Raw genomic sequence first — 21,662 nt, 5'->3', positions numbered from 1 at the left:
CAAATCGATAATTAATTACCTGATGTATTTGTGACGTTTAAATGATTTTACTCTGACAGAAAGGGCCTCAGCGAGTCGCTTTGGGCAAAAAGAAGTCTTCATCGTTTGGGTACCAACACATCGTTTTTACGCATGAAGAATATTTGAGTAATGTTTTAGGCTACGCTAAACACTATGAGGCAACTAAAACATGGTAAGTTGTGAAAGATCTCCCCGCCAGTTCGGTTTTATGAATTTTAGTGGCAATTTTATTTAGTGCTTTGTATTCTGGTCTACTTTCGAGCAAGTGAAATACTACAGATGAATGACCTAACTCCTTAGCCCAGAGCAAAAGTGTTTTGAATATTGATATACCAAAACCCCAGAATTTTTGTGAAATAACAATCGCTAATTCGAAGCCATTGTCATCTGGCTGAATTCCACACCAACCTGCAAGAACGCCTTCTATGTATACGGCTCGAATACGGCAACCATCTTCAGCATCTGTTTTAGTCTTGCTGTTCATCCATTCTTGTGTGCTGAAGATATCAAAATACGGGTGCTCAATTAAATGTGTTCTCAATGAGTCCTCATTAATGACTTCCATCATGTCTTCTGGGACAACCTGATCAAAACACAAAAACGCAATTTCACTCATATTTAAATACTTCTAACAATTTGCATACCATCATTATCTTAACAAGACTTGCGCACTAATGCATCGGCGTCTTTTCTTTCAATATTCTTCTTGTGGCATCGAACAATCGTCTCATATGACCCTAATATTCGCTGTCGATTCAGCTTGAACTGTTTCAAGCATGTTTTACGCCCATGCAACCCCTGACGGTAATTTGAAGCTGCTATACTCAAGATGTAAAACTCTGCGTTGCGACGGAATTGTCGCCTTGTTAGATGCATGGAGTATATGTGGACGCATCACTAAAGCAGAACCAACCTTAGCAAAACATATGACCGCCTTATTTTTTTGCACATATTCACTGATAGCATTGCGGTCAAGAATACCCGACTCATGGCTTTTGGGAATGACCTTTAGGCATCCGTTCTCTATGTCCGTGTCGTCGAGGTGAATCCGAAATGTAACCATTTTATTGAGTACTACAAGCGGCGGCTGCACATGGTGTATTCCATCTTTAATGCTCCATGGCCCCCATCCTTGCTTCTCAAACTTTTTCGACACTGCTACTGTTCTATCCTGATGCCAGGAGACCAACCAGTTATTATCTAGTGTTTTATTAAATAGAATAGCTCTAACTAAACTTGCAGATCCTGATAAATATAAATTTGCTTTTTTGATGACGCTTTCTAACGCTGAAAGCTCACCTATAGAAGAATATTTTTTGTCCACGTTTCGAATACCACCGGATCTAGCCGGAAAACTAACACTTTTAATTTCACTATTTATTTTTTCTAGTTGTTCAAGAGATAAAAACCCCTCAATTAACTCATATCCCTTTTCTAAAACTTGCACTAAACCAGCCCCTTGATTGACTTTGACAGCCGCCCTGTGAGTCAATATTCAACGTTAAGTTATCTAAAAATCATAAACAATGGCATTTGCTAGGAGTTTAGACACTTTGATTTTCTCTTGGACACATTTCTTCACGTCTTCCACTTTAAATACATATATCTTGTCCTGAGATGCATGATTTCTATTAAACCCGCGAAGAACAAAGCTGACGTTTTCATTGTTTGGAATGGCTCTTAATCCACCGCCAAAGCGACACAAGGTATCAGCAACACCTTCTTCAAACGACGCTAAAAATGATTTTTTGGCTTGCTCAGATTCAGCTTGTTTCTTTTCAATAAGTGCTTTCTGTTCTGATTCAATTTTAGCAGAGTATGCTTGAATATCAGCCTTCTTCTTACTTAACTCTACCAGCTCTTTTTCTAATTCTTTTAAATCTTCCTTTAATTCTTTTGCTCGCGATACCTCAGCATTACGAAGCGCAAAATTTAAATCTCGCTTGCGACGTTCATATTCGCGCACTTCCCAAGCCAAGTCTCTGGATTCACTTCTCAGATCTTGTAAACGGTCATGGCTACCTGAAAAGTGGTGTTTCACTGAATCAAGCGCTTCATGAATCGTCTCTTGCAGCTCTATTTCCATATCATGACTAAACACACCGCTTCCGCTTAAGTCTATTACAGGTATAGGCTCCGGAGGCGCTGGAAAGCCATTTTCAAAAAATACTCGCGTCGCTTTACCTGTTGTACTTAAGGTAAACACAACCCCCTGATTAGCCAGATAACTCGTTTGCATAGAACGAAATTTTATTGCTTGATCACGAGTGTCTTGTTTCAGTGCGGTATTTAAAACACTATTCATTATCTCAAGCTCTTTCGAAAGCTCTTGATAATTAGTTGCGCCATGAGCAGTGCAGACTACGAATAACGCGGCTATGCCGGTGCTTACTATTTTATTGATATTCATGATTGTCTTCCTAAAATGTTATTTAGCCTACTCATCGTTGAGTTGGGTGGAATCAAAATCTCCACTGTTAGGAGAGGTATAGTTCGGTCTTTGGCCTACCTGAAAGCTAAGTTCTTGCTGAAAATCTTTGAGTTGATTTGCGTAAAAAAGCTGATCATCTCTGCGTTGGTCGTTGACGTACTTTATAAGTTCGGCAAAGTCTTCTCTTCGCTCTTGCCTGCTTGATGTCAGTAAATACTGAGTCAATTGAGTACTATTTTCAGTTTGCTGGTTTTGCAGCGTTTGCAAGTACTGAGCAAACAATACTTGATTGGTCTTTTGTTGCTCCAACAATTTGTCATTGAGTTTTTGCTCAACGAGTTTATTAATGGTTTCTTGCGGCAGTTGAGAACCAAAACCAATAGAAAAACGCCCATCTCTCGACTCAATATTAAGGTCAGTAAGTACCATAAAGATGGCTACAAAAGAGCATACGACTGAACTAAGAGGTAAGCCCTGCCATTGCCACCACGGTTGACTGACTTTTTTATATTTCTCAAAATTGAAACTGTTTTCTTTATCCCAAGTTGGCAATTCAAAATCTTTTGCTGTATCCGCAATTACGCTTGTTTGGTTAGCGCTCTGCACTAACTCTGCAAAATCATCATCATTTAAGCACCTCTGCTCAAAGGCTGCTCGTTGTTTGTCATTCAGCTGATTGTCTAGCCAAAGAGCCATCAAATCTTCGTTACTGATAGATTCATATTGATCAGACATGCTCTACCTCCAAAATAGTTTTGAGTTTACCAAGCGCTGCGTATAGCCTTGATTTAACCGTGTTAGTTGACACACCTAATTGCTGTGCAATTTCGTCGAATGTGAATTGTCCGAAAAACTTTAGCTCAATTACCACCTTTTGATTGAAGGGTAATTGCTGCATAGTGTTAAGTAGCGCTTTTTGCGACTGTTGCCCAATCAACTGGCTTTCAATGTTTACACTGCCGACACCCGAACCACCCATGCATTCATCAATACGACTATCGATTAATTCAGGAGAATCATCTAGGCTTACATTCGGCTTTTTACGTCGATAAAAATCCATACTTCTAAAGTGTGCTATACGAAAAAGCCACGCTTTAAAGCTGCCTTCGCCTCTAAAACTATGCAAACTGTTAAACACCGAAATAAAAATCTCTTGCATTAAATCCTTCGCATCATGAGACTGGCTTGTCATGCGCATCGCATAGTTGAAAATTGACTGCTCATATCGAGAAATAAGCTCCAACCACGCTTTTTTATTGCCAGTAAGTGCTTTTTCAACGAGTTGTTGGTCAGAGCGAGAGAACAAGTTAATTTCCAAATTAATGATGATTTGAAGATATAGTCGCTAACAGTATTTAAATAGTTTTATTTAATACTAATGTTTTCGAAATTTATTGAGGACGACAACAGGGCCTGAATTTGACTTTCCTCATAAGGCGTTTGATAGTGTTCATAACGTAATAAGCGCGAGCATGTCCTCGCCTTCGTCATCTAAGCCAGTCTCCTTAAAGCCAAAACTAGAATAAAAATCTTTAGCTACTGGATTTTTGGGGTTATAGCAGATTTCTATTTCTTTTATTCCGGGGTAAGCAGCAATTTCTTTAATTGCCATGGTAAGTGCCGCCCTTCCTATACCTTTATTTTGATGCCGCTGGTCTACCATAAAACGCCAAATAGACATTTTGACTGGCGTTTCCAAAACCCACATAAAAAACCCAACGGCTTGCTTATTTTCATATATGGCTTTGCACGTATGACCCGAATTGTAATGAGCTTCTACGAGCGACCACATATTGCACGCAACATATTCTTCCTGTGCTTTGGTGACATCCAAATCACACACGGCTTCGTAGTTTGATTGATTTATTTCTTCCAATGAAACATTCATGTTCACCCTCTAATCTCCACCCTTAAAAAAAGGCACATGTATTTGGATGCCATTACTAAGTGCCCCGATGAGCGAAATGACTACCACTAACTGTTTGTTACACACGCTTTGTACTTGCGACCCTAAAACCAACAATAAAACAAAGTCCAACGATTAACCACGCCACGCCAACAACAAGCACAAACTTACTGACCTCTTCTTGATGCCTTAGCCATAACTGAAGAGGCAAAATACCGCGAATGATACAAAGAGTACCAACGCCGTAAACAATCAATTTCAGCAATGGAAGCTTGCGCACAATGCCGGCCCCAGAAAGCGCATAAGCAGATAGCACTAAAAATATTGATGAAACAAATATAGTACCCAATGGCGCCAGTAGTGTTTTCGCTTTTGCTGATTCGACAATGACAGGTGGTGCCATTTGCGCGGAGTAACACTGTGGCCCAAAGTAAATGCAAGAGAGGTGTGCAATAGCAGTAAAGCCCATGATTAGCGTAGCAATGACTAGTAAAGTTACTCCGCTTTTATTCATAGACAGTCGGTTGCCATATTTGCATAAAAATTTCAGGGTTCGCAATGTCTTGAAAGCCAAATTGGGCATATAATCCATGCGCGTCGCTAGTTGCCAGCATAAAACGTCGTAGACCTTGAAGTTCTGAGTGTTTAGCAATCGCTTGCATGATTAATTTACTTATGCCCAAGCCGCGATATTCTTCCAAAACAAATACATCACCTAGGTACGCAAATGTTGCCTTATCTGTAGTCACACGAGCAAATCCTACTTGGTCGTTTTCAGCGCTATAAGCGCCGAAAACAATTGAGTTCGCTATAGATTTCTTGAAAGTTTCAAACGGAATATTTTTTGCCCAGTACGTTTTTGAAATAAACGCATAAACAAGCGCAATATCTAAATCATCAGGGTTTGTTGTTACTTTAAATCCTTTCAACGTTGCATTCCTTCAATAGGTCGAACTTATAGCATAAACGACACACACATTTAACTTCAACAATGAAGCTCGCAAATAGTCGAAGTAGAGTTTACGGCGCTTACCTTGATTGTGCCATGTCGCGCTAAATCAAATATCTACCTAAAACATTGAGTTCTTATTTTTGGGATTTTCTGGCACAGGTTGTCCTACTCCCCAGTGTTCCGCAACCATTCCATCTTTCATTCGAAAAATATGTATAACAGCGGCTCCACGAGAGTCTGGTGTACGTTTTACATGCAGGTGCAACCAAACGAGATCACCTTCCGAAGCACTTCGCTTAATAGACATCGAAAGCTCTGGATATTCTTTATACCGACTTGAAAATAAGTTAAATAACCCTTCTCTACCACCGCTAATATGGGGCGAATGCTCAACAAAATCATCTGAATAGCACTCACGCCTTAAAATATCAATCCTTTGCAAAGGTTTAAGATCGTTTCTGCTTTCTAGTATTTCCATGCAATATATGGCTTTGTCTAGGTTTGACTGTTCTAAAGAGCTATACGGATTTGCATTCGCTCGACCAAGCAATAGAAAGGACAAAGCTATAAATCCCGTAAACATTAGATTAAGCACTTTTTGAGCATTCACTATACAGTTCCTTAATAAATATATTTTTTAGACCAATGTTTTGGCATTGCCTGACAGCATCATGCTTTCATTTGTATAAACCATTTCATTCCAAACGACTCCCCCGCAATTTGAGGTTGATAACTTCAAACACAACACAGCAGATAATTGCCGAAGCAGCAAAAGCTAATTTACTTAAAGCTTCACTATCACTGTTTTGTTCGCGTAAACAACATATACGACATATTCAGCGTTATTTAGTTCTGGAAGGTTCAAAACTATCATATCTTGGCAAATCCGCATCCAAGTTGTCCCAACTCGCTTTCGATGAAACAAAATTATGAGAGATAGGTTTTTCTTCTATGTTTGAGTCCAGAATGCCAAGCCGAATTCTCAGTTTTGTTGGATTCTCGGTATTAGAACTAAAAATTGGTGATGCGCAAACTGAACAAAAATATCTATTTTTACCTTCTTTGAATGCATAGTGACCGAGCTTGTTCTCTGGATCGAGAAGTGTAAATTCATTGGCGTTTACAAAGCCATTTGTCGCGTAAGCAGTCCCGCTGTTTTTTCTGCAAAGTGAGCAATGGCAATGAATAATGCTACTGATGGAACCTTTAAGTTCAACATTGATAGCGCCGCAAAGGCAAGACCCTTTGTACATTTCTGATTCCTTATTGTCATTTCCAAATAGGGAAATGACAATTTTTTGGTAAACCGCAAAATATACATACAAGAATAATGAAGTAAGTGTCTTTCCGTATTAATCGGCTCAAGAAAAGTCTGATTCTGTAAATTGCCAACATCGGATGAAATTGCACTTTATCATTTATGAAATTCTAATTAAATACAACCAAACTTTTAAATCTCTGTTTTTTTGATGTCGCTGCACTACCTAAAATTCAATGAACGAATCAAGCTATGTAATGCAGCCCTAGACGGTAGACATTGCTATTGCTCATAATTGTAGATCGTTGCAATCGCTATAAATTTTAGGACAATTTTACGGCTTTTCTTTGACACAACAATACAAGTAAGTAAAGTGCTATAAACGAGGCAATGAGAGGTTGGTCCACAGTGCTAAAACGATCGGAGCTCAAACTCCAGTCAGCAAACACAAATATACTAAAATTTGCTAAATCACTATCGAACTGTACCGAAGGGCCATTCAATAGGGCTTGATCTGTAAAAAAAAGTTCATAATTTAGGGCAGCAGAAGTAAGTACGCTAGTACCAGAAATTTCATAAGGGGTAAGTATGAAACACGGGCCTAATGCAACTACACATCCATCAACTAAACCTGGCACATAATCATAAATATTAACTATATTGTCGACAAGTACTGTATCAAGTAAAGCCTGCGAGAAACGAAGAGCATCATTTGATGTTGAAACATCTAGCCCACTAGAATCTCCAAACACAGTGTTAAACGAACTATTGGAAAACTGAACATCATATAGTTGACCGTCTACATCGATGTTGTATGCAGCTAAGAGCTTCTCATTTAAATCTCTAAAGCCTGTTCTAAAAACCAAACCAGCTTCAAGTGCTAGATCAGATACTAATCCACCATCACTTACTCGTATCAATTTTGCATGGGCGGTTTGTACTAACAACAGTAGCGTAATGCATAAACTAAACAATATTTTAATATTTTTCATATAATTATCCTTAATTCAATGTGTATTATTAATATATTTAAATTACACGAATATGACGACAATGACAGTATTTTATGTGGATCTTATTTGGTAGTTTTTTACAGCAATTTAAATAAAGTAAAGTACGTTACTGAAGAATGAGTCGAAACCTGCAGCGATGAAAGGTCAAATAATTCACCTCAACAATATGGCGTCAATCGAAGATGGAGGTATGACATAAAAGTTCAACGAAAACGCGATTTTATACATAAAGCATCGATATGTTTTGAACCGCTAACCTAGCGTTGACTACAGTCTCACTTTAGTACTAAAATTGCAGACCAATCACTCTCGAGTTCAGGGAAGGTTTTACCAGTCACTTTTTGCACACTTTCCCCTCCGTAAATTTTTAGATATTTATCTAAACCATAATTTTCTATTAAAAACTGTGTAAAAGCGCCTTCTTGCAAATACGCAAGCCGTCTACCCAACCTACTTTTAGATGAATGCCTTATATTCTCTGATTCGGCTAACGCTATCAAACCTCCGTATTTATGTGCAGTTTCAGCAACAGCTCTATACAAATCTTGTCCAAAATCAGGATATTCGGGAGACTCACCAAACCTGTGTTGCAAAAAAACGGCTAAACCGTCATCGAAAAAGCGGTCTTCATATCCGTTTTTCTTCTTTTTACGGAAATCACTAACTGCGTAAACATGTGTTAATTCATGAATAACGGCCATACCACTATTTTCCGACTTTTCCTCTGAGAAAGCTGAGAGGACTCTTTTCTCTGGAATATGGATAGTATTCCAATCTTGATAAGGGGTTCGACGTTGTTTTGATATGTAAACGACTAAATTTTCTTTGATTGGTGTTCCGTTATATTGTTTCGATTGATTTAAATAAGCTAAAACAACTTTTTTATTGTTACTGACTCTTGATGCTAGTTGCTCGACAACTGAGATGGGAATATTTTTACCGTACTCAATTGTGAACCCCTTAGCTTTGTAGGTTTCAGCGCTTGCCGCTGCCGAGAGTAACAAGGTCATGAATAACCATCTTTTGATCATAATTTCATCCGTGTAAGAACTATCATTCACCATAGCCCGATATTTAGTAAATTTACATTTTCACCATATATAAACAGTTCTTTAATGGTATTTTTTCTGGATATTCAGCTATAGAAAAACCCATTTTTTTATATGATTTAATTGCACGCTCATTGTGACCCAATACAAATAATGAACAAGAATCCACTTTCAAGTTTTCCTTGCCCATGTCGCTTATTTGATTTGCTAAGGTTGAGACAATACCTTGGCCTCGCCAATTAGGATTAACAACCAATCTTCCAAGGTGACACTTCCCTAGTCTTAAATAATATTGGCCAAATGCTAAAAAATCACCTTCCTTAGATATCAATGAAAATGAATTTAATGTATCTAGTTTTAAGTCACTTTTAAACGTACTTAACGTAAACGGATACCTAAAATTTGGCCCAGACCAACTACTTAATTCTTCTTCACTCGAAAACCAAGACATCAATTCAATGCAGTTTTCATCAGATGGCTCAGTTAAGTACATATTCATCTAACCCTTAAAATAAACGGCAACTGTGCGTATGACGTCACACTTGAATTGACTACTAGGTAATCTTAGAGCAACCATTTTTCTGCATCCTCCACTGACCCAAAAAACCTTACAAATGGATGATTAGAATGATCACGAACGAGCTCTTTAACTCGCTCCCCGTGCGAGTGAGTTAAAGGTATAATGAATCCTGCTCGAAATTTGTAGTTTACAAACTTTTGGAATACCTCTCCTGCAATGCCATTTTCTAGATTGAAAAAACCGTCAGGCAAATCTTCTTCTTGGACGATACACGCAGGTAGCCCACTGAAAATTATTCCCAAAACTTCGTCAACAGATGCCAAACTCATCCCGTTACTTCCCAACTGTAAGGAACTCACGTTATTCTCCTATTTTCCCGCCTAACACCCAAATCACAGGCTGATTGAGTGCTAACTAAACTAAATGCGACACGAACGCAGCCTGCGAACTCGTATCTGCCTGATTGGTGTATTTGACGTCGAAACTATCGTTCATAATGATTCCACGTTAAGTGCCACTTATAAATTATTTTGGACCATTTCTTTAATTTTATGAGCCTTAACGAAATGGTCTAACTTATGCATTTGTATCCACCAAGTAGCGGCTTCCATGAGCAGCTCAGGGTTATCATTTTTATTCTTAAAAAATGCGTAAAATGATAATCCTACATTTTCACCTTTAGTAGCAATTTTTTTATCACATACTTCAACTATTTTTGCTCTTAATGCCATTCTCACGATCTATTTATTCCACCCCTTGAAAAATACATACTGCCGCAATATACCGCCTCGTTGTAGCGTTACTCACTAAGTTCTACTTTACGCCCATCCGGGTCAGTGAGTACATAAATGATATTGCCCGAAAACTCATATGAATCAGCTTTGGTTATGCTCCGCAGTATTTCTTCTCTATTTGATACTTTAAAACCCAAACGGTTTTTGTCTTGTGGCGGCTTGCCTTTATTCGGGTATAGCTCAAATACACAACCATTATGTTCACATGAATAATGCGAAAGGCCACTCCCATGCTTCTCTTTTACAAAAGACAAGCCCAACAGCTCATAAAAGTCTTTGCTTACTTCGATATTTTGGCATCTGATGACTAAGAGTGAAATATTCACTTTATCTCCATGAGGCTATTCCATCCAAAATAAATGGCAACTGCGCGCGACAATCGCTCCGCGACGCTCGTATAGTTTTTCTTCGTGACCGAAAGGAAACTTAGTGCTCGTGTTATATGTAAACGGTTCTAATATTGAAGAAAAGCAGTAGTTATATAAATATCCATTTTTCGGATCATTTTAGCTTTTAGCGCTGATAAATTAACAATGCGATCATCATTTTTATATGCCTCAAAGCTTTCAACGCTGGGGAATTGAATAACATGAATTTCATCAGGTTCACCTGCTGGCTCATTGGCATTATAAGAAGCACTAATTAGTGTACCGTTATATTCTCGTAAAATTGGGATCACTTGAGACTCAAAAGCTCTCAACCCTTCAACACCATTTATACCTGCATATAGTAAAGCGATAATCTGAATCATAATTTACACATAACGTGGCAATTACTAATGAACGCTACTGCGCAGCATGAGTCCTTGCAGACGAAGCCAACAACTTGGTGAGACTGCTTTGTTAGACGTATTCATTTAATTTTAATCTCAACGCTTTCGAATGTAACAATTATAGAACGAGCGATCAAAGAGAGCTTTTACGCTTGTTAGTCTTGACTTCCGACAAGTGACATAACTATTCCTACAATAGATAATAATATCAGAATTAAAGTAGGAAATATTGAAAGTATAAAACCTAACTTACGCTTTTCAGGTGCTAAAACATATGCTCGCCAATAGATAAAACGACCCAATAAATATACCGTTCCTAAGCCTGACACTAATAAAGGTGACCAATAGTTTGATGCAATGAAAAGCGCCGGTATAAACATAGCTAACACTTCCAGTGTATTCATTTGAACACGATACATCCTTTCAAACGCATCATCACCTGTCATTGCTGGCGCTTTAAGTCCTGATTTCCCCCTAGCTTGCCCAGTCTTCACAGTAAAAAAGAAAAACTGAAGTACTGCTATCATTGCTACTAACTCTGCGTATTGCATTAAATATCCTAGATTAACTGACGAGTCCTAACTTATAACATAAACGGCAACTAAGCGTCCGCGATAATGGCGTAGCCGCGTCCGTGTAGTTGTCCTTCGCGAACGAAGGGAGGTTTGATGCTTTGTAATATTTATATATTAAAAAGCGTAATTAATACCAATATTGATACTTTTCCAACTACTTGAACGCCCACCAACTTTCAGTTCTGGTAAAACTTGATAATCAAGAAACAGCTCAACTGCTTCGGACAAACTGTAATTAAAGCCAGCCCCATAAGCAAAACCACTTTCAGAGAGCTCAATAATATGAGGATAAGTGGTTGTAGTATTTCCTTCTATATCTGTATGAAAACTATTTGTAGTTATTTCATATTTACTTTTAGTTACACCAGCTAAAACATATAGACCAATCGAATTAAAAACAGGATAAGAAGCTTTTATAAATAATGAAGCTTGCGTATCAATATCTTCTTTGTACTTCGCGTCCATTGACCCATTGACATAAAATTGGTGTGAATACCCTGATATGCCAGTGCTATACCTTGTTTCAAATGCAAAGTATTTGTTGTACTGATAACCACCAATGACACCAACGGTTTTTAATTCCCTGTTAGGTTGATAAGTAACCTCTTGCTCACTGTATTGTGCACCTAAATACCAATTACTTTCATCTTCTGCAGAAGCAGAAAAACCGCATGTTAAGGCTAGAGTAATAAATGGTAAAGCCAGTGTTTTTTTCATTTCAAATCCCTTTAGAGTGTCTAAATATTATTTTGAAGTCGCTAACTTATACTATTAGGTTGAATATAAGTTGAACGCTGAATAAATATAATGTCCAGTTAACGAGTTAGTAGATTATGACGGGACAATAGCGAATGCAAGTGACTCCAGTGCCTAATTCCTTTTTTTAAGAAGAGAAGCCAACCTGCCCACAAAACCACTGAATCATACCGGTAAATTCGGAGGCGGATTTGTTTCAGTTATGCTGCCGCATCTTTCCCTAATTGTCGATAATAATTTTCCTCGTACTCCACTGTATACTTATATTTGGCGCAGCCTTCGAAATAGAGTCGCTTATATTAAGGACCACTCCATTGTCCAAATTTGGATCTGCTTTTATAAATAAAACTCCACTTACACAGTCATTGTGACCATATTTAAGATGGTAACTCAATTGAGATGCTCTAACTTTTTTACCATGAACAAATATTGACGCGCTTGAATCAATTTCAGCTACGTGGTCTTGGCACATTTTGCAACATATAGCATCTTCACAAACTGAAGATTGAGATAAAACTAGCCCTTCTTCTCTAGGTTACCAACTCTGTAAAGCAAATACATAATAAGCATTAGTAGTAATGCGATAAATGCATATTGAGTATAACTATTCATGTACTCTCCTTGACATATAACGCCGCCAATACAGGCTAGCGTTAGCGAGTCCAGCCCGCATTTTATTGCGGGCCATTGTGGTTTGCTTTATTAGGCATTTTCCAACCATGCAATAGCAGTTTGGCAATCTGTAAAAAACTTTAATGTCGTGGATTCCATATTCTCTTTCTCAGCATGAAATTTAGGCTCATCACTACCGACAATTGCAGCCCTAATTACCCCATCAATAACTAACGGATTTTCTTTGAAATTTAACGACCATACCTTATGAGCATCGATATCATTAAAGATGTAATTTCTGGCATCAACTATTAACGAAAATGTTCTTATGATTGAAGTGGCATGCTCAATTACTGATATAGCACTATCAATCCCTAACTTAGCCTCTTCTTTAGTGAAAGACCCTTGCAACACATGTAAGACAATCACTGGGTCTTCACTAATTATGCTTGTTTCAATCATGTCGACTGCCTAACACCAACTTGAGCGGTAAAAATCGCTCGTTATTTTTATCCGCTTTAAGTTTTTGTTAGGCATCATTTAACCCTCATTTTTTGGTATCAATGTATTTGCAATGACCTCACACAAGCAGCAATCGACAGGCCAACGAACATTGATAAACGGAGTTTCCTCAATCTGTTTTTCGAGTGAAAAATACGCAACTGATATATCTTTCTTATGCTCAACTTTTAAGCTAACAATTTCTTCAGCGAACAGAAATTCGTCAGAATCATCGATATCAAAACCTAAAACAATAATCGGATCTGTTCGCTCGTGAACAACCCTTGGAACAGTAACCCTATAGCTACTCTCTTCAAGCCTCTCAATATTTATAAGTGCGTCATACTCTGCACCTTGAATGGGAAACATACAAGCTTGAGAAGAAAAACTAACAATGAAAAAAAGGACTGTAAGGACTCGGATCATTTAGTATGCCTAACGAGGCTGTAGAAAAAGTCGTTTATGACAGACCATTCCCTTGCCTTTATTTAAATTTTTATATGCTATGAACTTTGCCTTGAACCAATAAGTTTTGCAAAGTTTTTTACTCCTACTTTTGATTTCCCAGTGTTTGACTTTTATCTGGCTGGATGGGTCTGTTTTGATGGGCTTGTAGGAGGTGATTTTTAGGTGTGATTAGGTTAACTACGCCGCTAGCTGTCCGTAATTCTTCAGCTTCTCGATATTGTGTATCACGCAGAACTGATACCATTGGCATTGTACTTTAGCGTTACCTCTCAAGCTAAAACGATTCAGTTTTTTGTGGGTGCCTATGTTACCAAATACAGGGGCTACTACCGACATGCGGTGACTGTAAATTTGTTTGCCCTTAGTGCTATCCACCCTATGCTTCATCCAGTCGGTATAGCTTGGCGCTCTGGTTTCATCTAATCTGAAATTCACTGGCGGAGATAATTTGCTGTTTTCTCACCTTCTTATCTTGATGACGTTTACCATGCTTTTGTTTTTGCTCATCAAACTTAGGGTCACGACGTCTAAATTGGTTATCAGGAATTTAGGCGTTAATATCATTGTCGTGCAGGTACTGCATGTTTGTTTCATTTGCAAAGCCTGTATCGGCGGTGATAATAGATTGCGCACCTAGGATATCCTCACTAATAGCTAGCCTTTTAAACCTATTTTGACCTTTTTCTACAGTCTCAACGCCCAATTAACGAGCTAAAAATTGTGGGCTAAAATGGAGCGAAGCGAACAGGCCCACTGTTTTTAGTCCTGTTGAATTGCTTGTATGCAACGAAGGAGCTAATAGCCAACTATTACTTATCTTCTTTTGACTTTGGCTGCAAGCTTTTTAACCATTTCAAACTGTGTGCCGCCACCAGAGGAGACGAATCGCTATGTCCATAGGACTCAACAACAATATTCTTTATTGAAGCTAATCCCTTATATTTTTTATTTCTTAGTTTGCTAACAAAATCTTCGACAAATGGCCCTACCTCTTTCTCTAATTCACCATAAGAAGTAAAGACATTAATCGCAGACTGTGTATTTTTTAAAGCAGCATGTTCTTGAGCAAAGAGTGTAGGAACTTCCTCGTCCAATGCACTACCGAGAATGTAATTTTTAAATGTGTCGGGTTGTACCATTAGTGCGTAAACACCAAATACTCCACCAGCGGAAAAACCGAAATAGGTTCGATTGTTCGGTTCGGTTCGGTAATTGCTTTCTACAAACTTAAAAACATCTTTGCGAATAAAAGCCAGGTGATTATCAGCTTGGCCAAATTTTATTTTGGGATGTCTTGGATTAATGGTCTTCTTAAATGTGTAATCCATATAACGACTGACATGAACCCCATATTGTTGCTTTAAATCCTCTGAAATGTCTTTCTGCCAGGAAATGCCTACTAAAATTACATCTTTCATAATCATATATGAGGCAGATGATAATAATTCGATATGCTCGACGGCATCTGTAAAGTAAACAACCGGGTAATTTTTTTCCTTATTTTTCGCGTAATTATCGGGTAGTTTGATGAGTAGCTCGTATTGTTTATTCGATATAGTATCTTTAATCGGAATAACTTGTGTTCCAGGCATAGAGTATAATTTGTGCTCACTTGCTCCAGCATTGAAGAAAGGTAACAAAAACAAAAAAACTAAAATCTTTTTCATACAAAATCATTCACTTGTAAATTGTAAAATTGCTTGACAGGTCCTTGCTATAAATCAACAAGGGTTTAAATGTATAGGGTTAGAATGCAAAATACCTGACGTCCTTATGACTTTTAGATGATTTTATCCTGACGGCGATGAACAGCATATTAAGTACATAATCGTGGTAGAACGACCCATTACTGAGCCGCCCCCACACAGATCCGGACGTGCGGAACTACCGCATCCGGCTCCTCAGTTATATATTCACTCGTGTAAAACACGCTCCTAATACCAGTCAACATGTACGTTTCTGCTCCTTACACGCAATGGCTCAATCTGAAAATAACCTAACATCTCATTCAAACTTCGCCAATGGTAACTTCGTCTGCCACTGCGACGATTCAACCATTTGTACAGTGTTTGTCACACAAATGTACTGATTACAATTAGACACCGAATGGGCGTACATCAATACTCTGAGCTAAATCGTTTACACCTAGCCTGAGCCTGAAACTAACTGGTGGATACGTCCAACCTTATGCTTGAATAGCGCCAGTGCTGGGTTAACCGATGAATGTCTAGTGCCCCTGTTATCACCATGGAAGGTGAAACAACAGGCTGTGATGAGATCACGTAAGAGAGCCTCTATATGTGTTTGCTGTAAGCGATGACTTAACAGCCACTATGACAGATGAAGTATACGGCTTAGCTCAGAGGTTTAGATTGACCTTGAAAAAGTGATCAAAAGACGACTAGTACCTATTGACTAACCAGAGGCTCATATGTGTTAGGCACTTATTCTCCCTTGATCAACATTACAATAAAATACTTACAAACTAAAGCCTCCGTCAATACCTATGATTTGGCCTGTAACCCAAGTGGAGGCAGGATCTGACAGCATAAGAATCCAACGACTGATGTCCTTGGGTGTACCTCTTTGTTTTAAAGGTATTATCGCCTTTTCCTGCTCAATAACAGCTTGGGCCTGTTCTTTTGAAAGCCCCATCATGCCTGTTAAGGCGCCAGATTCAGTTGGCCCAGGAGCAACAGCATTGACTCTAATCTCAGGCGCTAATTCTAGAGCCCAGGCTCGAGTTAGGTAGTCTAGTGCCGCTTTGCTGGCACCGTAGTGAGAGAGGCCTGCAGAAGGTTTGCTTCCAATAGCACTCGACACATTGACGATTGCGCCTTTCGAAGCCTTTAAATGCGGTATTGCTGCTCTGGCTAATAGACTTGAAGCGACAATATTTATGGAAAATATATCTGTTATTTGCTTCTCTGTGGCATCCTCCAGAGGCAAAATAGCACCTGCTCCTGCGTTATTCACCAAGATGTCCAACTTCCCCCATAGGCTAATAGCGTTACTGATGATGAGTTCGGCACTTGATGGATCGGCACTGTCGGCCGCCAATGCTGTGATATTTTTATGCTGGCTTGCGACCTCATCGAGTGGGCCCATGTTTCGTCCCGTAATTAATACATGAGCGCCTCTCGCTGCAAATTCAAGTGCCGTTGCCTTGCCTATACCGTGGCTTCCGCCAGTAACAATAACCTTAAAGTTTTCCATTAATACCCTACCTTCAATTGAGTTTTGTAACGATTAATATAAAATCATACGCTAAATATTGGAGCGCTAAAAGAGTTTTATAATGAATGATACAAAAAAGATTGGAAGGCCGAGAAATTTTGACCGAGATGCCGCATTGCAGGCAGCAGTGAAGGTATTTTGGCTCAAGGGTTACGCTGGGGCATCGATGAAAGATTTAACCACCGCTATGGGTATCAACGGACCAAGCCTATACGCCACCTTTGGCGACAAGCATTCATTGTTTTTGCAAGCTATAGAAGCCTATACATCCAACGATGCCTGCGCCCCTATGGTCACATTTGAAAGTGAGCCTGATATTTATATAGCGGTAAAAAAATTTTTCAAGGCAGTGATTGAAAACGCAAGTGAGCACGAAAGTAGTGCTAAGGGATGTTTTTTAAGCTCTTGCGTAGCGACAAGTTCGGGGGACGTGGATGGTGTTCAGCCCATTTTAAAGGATACTATTGACAATATCGATAAGCGCTTGGCATCACGTTTCGAGCTTGAAAAAAGTAAAGGGACATTACCTAAAGATTTCCCCTCACTAGAGAGAGCCCGCTTAATGTTTGATTTAAGACAAGGCTATGTATTCAGAGCAAGAGCGGAACTGAAAAGCGATACTATGACAAAGGACATAGAGAAAAGGGCCGGCATGGTAATAGGCTACCCATAACAAAGAATTATTTTGTTTGCCTAACTTTTAAATAAGGGGCGCAGATGCGTGGGCTAAAATGCGAAGCAGCCCACGTGTTTGTGTCCCAGCGAACGTAGTGAATGACTTAATTTTTTTGTTAGGAGCGTTCATCTATGAAAATCGTCCTTTTTTCCAATCAGTTTTCTAATATTTTTAAGTTTGCGTCTTGATTCGCTGTAATACAGTTCAGAGCCATCTTCCAGAACGTCATAAACTCCAATAATTTCTGTGATCCCTTCATAGAACCATTGAACGTCAACTGCTTCTTTTCCACCTTTGTATGGGTAATCATGCTCTTTGCCAATAGCTTCGATCTTGTCGTAGGCTTCACGTTTGTCTTTTGCTTTTACTAAAACGGTGTTTTCCCAACATAGAAAGCGGTTATCTTCGTCAAAATTACCTTGTTGTTCGAGTTCGACAAATCTAAGTATATAAGTGCCTACGTACCATCCGACAGGTGAAATATGTTTATCCATTACTAATTAGCACCTAACTTGTTAAATAAACGGCGACTATACGTGCGCGACAATCGCGCAGCGGCACACGTGCAGTTGTCCTTTGCGAGCGCAACGAGGTTTGATTTTTTTGTTAGAATGGCAACCAGTGAACGGTCGAAACTTGTTGCCAACATCAAAATTAAGCATCCTTTTTGTCGCTTATTAATGCCTAATTTAAAACAGCCTAGCCTTTTAAACCACTGTTTTTTGATGATGCCAAGCAGTTTAAAAATTCAGTGTGCTTACTAGGCTGATAAACTCGGCAAAACATACAAAGCATGCTATTGTATTTTGGTCCTAGTGAACGAGTTTATGTGCTTGTTATGAGTTGCAAATATCCTGACCTTTGGCATCAAAATATTCCCTCAAATTGTAATTGTATAGCTCTGCATAAATTGGAGCTAATGCGTTAAACTTTCTCTCTGCGTAACTATCAATTACATCATCAATTTTTAAGTAACGCACATCTTGAGGCTTATCACATGGTATCCCTCTAACGTCAGGAATAACACGGCCAAATAAACCTGAAACACCAATTAATGCTCGATCACCAGAATGAGCTGCTGAGATTGCGTCACTTTCAGGGTCAGCTGTAAGAACCCAATCATACCCATCTCTATTTGTTTGACTATCAGAGCAAGCGAACAATAAACCTAACAGAGCAAAAATAAATAATTTACACATGTACACACGACTCATAACTTTTAGGTTAAGGGGCACAGACAAGTGTGCAATAATGCTCGCGGCACAAGTCTGGTACCGACACACCGCCTTCATTTTGTTTAAGAATAGCCATGATTTGGCTTTCACTAAATTTTGATTTTCTCATTGAAAACTCCTTTGCTGATATATTAGCGGAATTTTCTAGTTATAAGTGCTACTTTTTTCGGGGAGGATTACAATTAATCCCCCCCCAAAAAAAACGATGAGAAATAACGACTCAACGAACCCAAACTACAACCGTGTTTGCCTGCCACATCGGTTAAGAGAAAAGTGCCCCAAACGCCGTATATAATCATAAGCGGCACTACCTATAGATGTTAAGATTTAAATCATCAATCGCGCTAAAACAACATATCCTCGGGTTGTTCATCTTTCGAGTTTTGTACAATTGACGTGACCATCTCTTGGTCAATTCTCACTCCACCGCGCTTTTTGGTGCTCCAATTTGAATCTGTAAGCTTAAAATGATCAACCATGCCGTGAAGTTTTACGCTCATCTTGCTCATATCAATGCCCACTTGTACCGACACCATACTGGCCTGTTGCGAGTTATGAAAACACAAATCTAAATCATCAAAATCTTTCGATACTTTGTCGAAGTTATATCGTTGCTCGGTCACAGTTTTAGTGATTTCTGTCACCCGCCCATTTATTTGATTCATGGTGGTATTAATTAAACCTAGTTTATCTTTGGCTTCATGTATTTTATTCTGACATGATTTTGTTGACTCTATGCCTTGCGACATGGTTGAAACAACAATATTAGTACCCGATTGTATTGCTTCAACCATGGCTGAGACTTCTTGCGTCGATTGCCGCGTTCTTGACGCTAGCGACCTTACTTCGTCAGCAACAACAGCAAATCCCCTACCTGCTTCTCCAGCGCGTGCGGCTTCAATTGCCGCGTTTAAGGCAAGCAAGTTTGTTTGATCCGCAATCTCGCTAATAACGTCAATCACAGTGACTATTTTGTCACTCTGGGACTTTAATGAATCGACAGACGAAGTAGTCTCGCCAATAATATCGGTAAGTTTTTCCATTTCGCCTGTGGTCTCATCAAACACTCTCAGGCCATCGGTTACACTCCGAGTGCCTTCATTACTTTCATCCATGATGGCATCAGACTCTTGTTTTACTTTATCCGATGACTCACCTGCCGCAAGAATTCGGTCTCTTAATACTGAGATCTGCTTGTTTTGTTCATTTGCGGCTTTTGTAATCTCAATGTTGCCATCCGAAAGCTCTTTCGACATAGGCACTAAACGCATTGCCGATTTTATTAAATTTGAAAACGTTCCATCTAAATGGTCAATGAACTTATTTAAACTAAGCGCCACTTCGGTTACTTCTGTTTTTCCTTGCACGTCAACACGTTTAGTTAGGTCTCCCTCACCTTCGACTAAACACAATATTGTCTCTTTAAGATCGCTGATTGGTTTTACCATCGACTTCGCTAACAACCATGCAGCTAAGGGTCCGAGAACGCCCGAAATCGCTAATATGATTAGCGCAATTGTCGTTGTATTTGCTCGCAACGCCTCGATTGAAGCAAAGGCTTCGGCTTCATCAATTTCACTCATAATGACCCAGTTTAAACCTTTTATATCCACAGGTTTATATGCGGATAACACCGAAACCCCGCGATAATCATCAAAAATAGCAAAACCGCTCTCTCCTGCAAGGGCTGCTTCTGTACCCTGCGTTTTAACCGGTTGTAAACCAATCGAAGTCTCTTGCACGCCAAGTGCTTCAATGACATCCGCTGGCAAACCCACCTCATGCATCAATGCCAAATATGCTGATTTATCTTCTAATAAAAACCGCCCATTGCTACGCATGGTAAAGTCTTCGCCAACCAAATAGGTTTCACCCGACATACCAAGTCCAGTCTCTTCCCATTCCTGATTGTGCGTCATCACTTGGTTAATTTTATCTACAGGCATTTGTAAAATTAAAATACCAATCTTGCGTTCGCCGTTATAAATTGGCGTACTAATGAATGACGCTGGTGCATTGTATGAAGGGTAATATTCAGCAAAATCGCTTAAATAAGTGTCATCCTTATTCGATAAGTTTTCTGCCATTTCATACGCCTCACCAATACCAGAGTTGGCATATGGCCCATTTTTTAACGACGTCGCAAAATCTAATTCTTTAAAGACTGAGTACACAATTTCGCCAGTATCATGGTCTACCAAGAACAAATCGTAAAAACCAAATCGTTCAATATAGTCTCTAAAAATGGGGTGGTACTTTGCGTGAAAGACGTCGTATTCCGTACTATGCGCCGTTTCGTTCATTAGTTGCTTGCTGCCCAAAGGGTTTGGGTTGTCACTAATAAAATCGAATTGAAGTGCTAAGGCGTTATTTGGTAATTGCGCTATGATAGCGTCGGCATTATTGGGTGCGCGTTGATTGAGTTCAGTAAATCGCGCACCAAATTGTTCAGTGTAATAGGCTTTTATACTTTTTTGCTTCTCTTGTTCTGGTGCAATTGCAATGGCGTTTGCATCATTAGAATAACGCGCAAATGCCTGACTAAAATCTTGCATGGCGTCAATCACCATAAGATTATCTGACATTGTCAATGCTTGTTTTTCTATATCTTTAATATAGCTGGATATTTGTGTCGCAGTAATGTCGCGAATAGCAACTAACGATCGCCGTGCATCATCTTCTAATGACGCTTTGCCAACATCTACCGCAGACTTTCCAATAATATAGCTACCAATTAATACTGGTAGCGTTGCCAACAGAATCCCTCCTATGAGCATCTTTGTCTTGATTTTCATAGTATGCCTTCAAAATTATTTATAATTTTGCCAGTAGCAAACTAAAAACATCGGAGGAAAATGCTGACTGACACATCTTTATCGGAACAAA

27 protein-coding genes and 2 pseudogenes are annotated in these 21,662 nt (G+C 39.1%); 1 reads left to right on the top strand and 28 read right to left on the bottom strand.

All coding sequences use genetic code 11. The features are described from left to right. Positions 1 to 172 precede the first annotated feature (172 nt). The 24 genes and pseudogenes from QQK00_RS02570 to QQK00_RS02455 form a co-directional block, all read right to left on the bottom strand. Entirely contained in the window at positions 173 to 637 is a 465-nt protein-coding gene (locus tag QQK00_RS02570) for a ferritin family protein (RefSeq protein ID WP_284215915.1), read from the bottom strand. Positions 638 to 802: 165 nt separating this feature from the next. Beyond that, positions 803 to 1,468 (bottom strand): phytanoyl-CoA dioxygenase family protein, encoded by a 666-nt coding sequence (locus QQK00_RS02565; protein ID WP_284215914.1) that lies wholly within the window; start codon positions 1,466 to 1,468, stop codon positions 803 to 805. A 63-nt stretch (positions 1,469 to 1,531) separates the two neighbouring features. Next, positions 1,532 to 2,431 carry a hypothetical protein gene (locus QQK00_RS02560; RefSeq protein ID WP_284215913.1) on the bottom strand — a complete coding sequence of 300 codons (900 nt, stop codon included), beginning with the start codon at positions 2,429 to 2,431 and terminating at the stop codon, positions 1,532 to 1,534. A gap of 27 nt (positions 2,432 to 2,458) precedes the next feature. Continuing rightward, the gene (locus QQK00_RS02555) at positions 2,459 to 3,187 is read right to left on the bottom strand and encodes a hypothetical protein (RefSeq protein WP_284215912.1); all 729 of its coding nucleotides are present in this window, start codon (positions 3,185 to 3,187) and stop codon (positions 2,459 to 2,461) included. Then, a complete protein-coding gene (locus tag QQK00_RS02550; protein WP_284215911.1) occupies positions 3,180 to 3,758 on the bottom strand; it encodes an RNA polymerase sigma factor in 579 nt (192 codons plus the stop codon). Before QQK00_RS02550 ends, QQK00_RS02555 begins: the two co-directional genes overlap by 8 nt. Before the next feature lie 144 nt (positions 3,759 to 3,902). Next, a complete protein-coding gene (locus tag QQK00_RS02545; protein WP_284215910.1) occupies positions 3,903 to 4,340 on the bottom strand; it encodes a GNAT family N-acetyltransferase in 438 nt (145 codons plus the stop codon). Between the two features lie 97 nt (positions 4,341 to 4,437). After that, positions 4,438 to 4,872, bottom strand: coding sequence for a hypothetical protein (locus QQK00_RS02540; RefSeq protein WP_284215909.1), 435 nt, complete (start codon positions 4,870 to 4,872; stop codon positions 4,438 to 4,440). Further along, on the bottom strand, positions 4,865 to 5,287 hold the full coding sequence (locus tag QQK00_RS02535; protein WP_284215908.1) for a GNAT family N-acetyltransferase: 423 nt from the start codon (positions 5,285 to 5,287) through the stop codon (positions 4,865 to 4,867). The genes QQK00_RS02540 and QQK00_RS02535 overlap by 8 nt, the downstream gene beginning before the upstream one ends. A 141-nt stretch (positions 5,288 to 5,428) precedes the next feature. Then, entirely contained in the window at positions 5,429 to 5,920 is a 492-nt protein-coding gene (locus tag QQK00_RS02530) for a nuclear transport factor 2 family protein (RefSeq protein ID WP_284215907.1), read from the bottom strand. Between the two features lie 232 nt (positions 5,921 to 6,152). Then, on the bottom strand, positions 6,153 to 6,563 hold the full coding sequence (locus QQK00_RS02525) for a GFA family protein (RefSeq protein WP_284215906.1): 411 nt from the start codon (positions 6,561 to 6,563) through the stop codon (positions 6,153 to 6,155). Between the two features lie 328 nt (positions 6,564 to 6,891). Then, positions 6,892 to 7,560: a hypothetical protein gene (locus QQK00_RS02520; protein WP_284215905.1), complete on the bottom strand. Its 669-nt coding sequence runs from the start codon at positions 7,558 to 7,560 to the stop codon at positions 6,892 to 6,894. A 296-nt stretch (positions 7,561 to 7,856) separates the two neighbouring features. Beyond that, entirely contained in the window at positions 7,857 to 8,612 is a 756-nt protein-coding gene (locus tag QQK00_RS02515; protein ID WP_284215904.1) for a hypothetical protein, read from the bottom strand. A 52-nt stretch (positions 8,613 to 8,664) separates the two neighbouring features. Continuing rightward, complete coding sequence (locus QQK00_RS02510; protein WP_348521134.1) at positions 8,665 to 9,129, bottom strand: GNAT family N-acetyltransferase; 465 nt, start codon at positions 9,127 to 9,129, stop codon at positions 8,665 to 8,667. A 65-nt stretch (positions 9,130 to 9,194) separates the two neighbouring features. Then, positions 9,195 to 9,509 (bottom strand): DUF4180 domain-containing protein, encoded by a 315-nt coding sequence (locus QQK00_RS02505; protein ID WP_284215903.1) that lies wholly within the window; start codon positions 9,507 to 9,509, stop codon positions 9,195 to 9,197. Between the two features lie 159 nt (positions 9,510 to 9,668). Further along, positions 9,669 to 9,887 (bottom strand): DUF6500 family protein, encoded by a 219-nt coding sequence (locus QQK00_RS02500; protein WP_284215902.1) that lies wholly within the window; start codon positions 9,885 to 9,887, stop codon positions 9,669 to 9,671. Between the two features lie 62 nt (positions 9,888 to 9,949). After that, positions 9,950 to 10,270, bottom strand: a complete 321-nt coding sequence (locus tag QQK00_RS02495) for a VOC family protein (protein WP_284215901.1) — start codon at positions 10,268 to 10,270, stop codon at positions 9,950 to 9,952. Between the two features lie 128 nt (positions 10,271 to 10,398). Beyond that, positions 10,399 to 10,695: a DUF1330 domain-containing protein gene (locus QQK00_RS02490; protein WP_284215900.1), complete on the bottom strand. Its 297-nt coding sequence runs from the start codon at positions 10,693 to 10,695 to the stop codon at positions 10,399 to 10,401. A gap of 176 nt (positions 10,696 to 10,871) precedes the next feature. Next, a complete protein-coding gene (locus QQK00_RS02485; protein WP_284215899.1) occupies positions 10,872 to 11,267 on the bottom strand; it encodes an MAPEG family protein in 396 nt (131 codons plus the stop codon). Between the two features lie 138 nt (positions 11,268 to 11,405). Next, entirely contained in the window at positions 11,406 to 12,008 is a 603-nt protein-coding gene (locus tag QQK00_RS02480; protein ID WP_284215898.1) for a porin family protein, read from the bottom strand. Between the two features lie 741 nt (positions 12,009 to 12,749). Next, positions 12,750 to 13,121, bottom strand: a complete 372-nt coding sequence (locus tag QQK00_RS02475) for a hypothetical protein (protein ID WP_284215897.1) — start codon at positions 13,119 to 13,121, stop codon at positions 12,750 to 12,752. A 78-nt stretch (positions 13,122 to 13,199) separates the two neighbouring features. Beyond that, complete coding sequence (locus tag QQK00_RS02470) at positions 13,200 to 13,586, bottom strand: hypothetical protein (RefSeq protein ID WP_284215896.1); 387 nt, start codon at positions 13,584 to 13,586, stop codon at positions 13,200 to 13,202. A 219-nt stretch (positions 13,587 to 13,805) separates the two neighbouring features. Next, a pseudogene (locus QQK00_RS20475) lies at positions 13,806 to 14,304 on the bottom strand (transposase); the annotation flags it as partial. Positions 14,305 to 14,437: 133 nt separating this feature from the next. Then, positions 14,438 to 15,295: an alpha/beta hydrolase gene (locus QQK00_RS02460; protein ID WP_284215894.1), complete on the bottom strand. Its 858-nt coding sequence runs from the start codon at positions 15,293 to 15,295 to the stop codon at positions 14,438 to 14,440. 811 nt (positions 15,296 to 16,106) lie between these two features. Beyond that, entirely contained in the window at positions 16,107 to 16,844 is a 738-nt protein-coding gene (locus QQK00_RS02455) for an SDR family NAD(P)-dependent oxidoreductase (protein ID WP_284215893.1), read from the bottom strand. 82 nt (positions 16,845 to 16,926) lie between these two features. Here QQK00_RS02455 and QQK00_RS02450 point away from each other — a divergent pair, with 82 nt between their 5' ends. After that, positions 16,927 to 17,538, top strand: a complete 612-nt coding sequence (locus QQK00_RS02450; RefSeq protein WP_284215892.1) for a TetR/AcrR family transcriptional regulator — start codon at positions 16,927 to 16,929, stop codon at positions 17,536 to 17,538. 128 nt (positions 17,539 to 17,666) lie between these two features. Here QQK00_RS02450 and QQK00_RS02445 read toward each other — a convergent pair whose 3' ends face one another. The 4 genes and pseudogenes from QQK00_RS02445 to QQK00_RS02430 form a co-directional block, all read right to left on the bottom strand. Continuing rightward, positions 17,667 to 18,035, bottom strand: coding sequence for a DUF4288 domain-containing protein (locus QQK00_RS02445; RefSeq protein WP_284215891.1), 369 nt, complete (start codon positions 18,033 to 18,035; stop codon positions 17,667 to 17,669). A 342-nt stretch (positions 18,036 to 18,377) separates the two neighbouring features. After that, a complete protein-coding gene (locus tag QQK00_RS02440) occupies positions 18,378 to 18,740 on the bottom strand; it encodes a hypothetical protein (protein WP_284215890.1) in 363 nt (120 codons plus the stop codon). A gap of 52 nt (positions 18,741 to 18,792) precedes the next feature. Then, a pseudogene (locus QQK00_RS02435) lies at positions 18,793 to 18,885 on the bottom strand (transposase); the annotation flags it as partial. 235 nt (positions 18,886 to 19,120) lie between these two features. Beyond that, a complete protein-coding gene (locus QQK00_RS02430) occupies positions 19,121 to 21,571 on the bottom strand; it encodes a methyl-accepting chemotaxis protein (RefSeq protein WP_284215889.1) in 2,451 nt (816 codons plus the stop codon). Positions 21,572 to 21,662 lie beyond the last annotated feature (91 nt).

The organism is Agaribacter marinus, assembly GCF_030160655.1.
In the GTDB taxonomy this organism is placed as follows: domain Bacteria; phylum Pseudomonadota; class Gammaproteobacteria; order Enterobacterales; family Alteromonadaceae; genus Glaciecola; species Glaciecola marina.
Note: the sequence above shows the minus strand (reverse complement) of the source record. Positions and strands in the feature narration are given on the sequence as shown.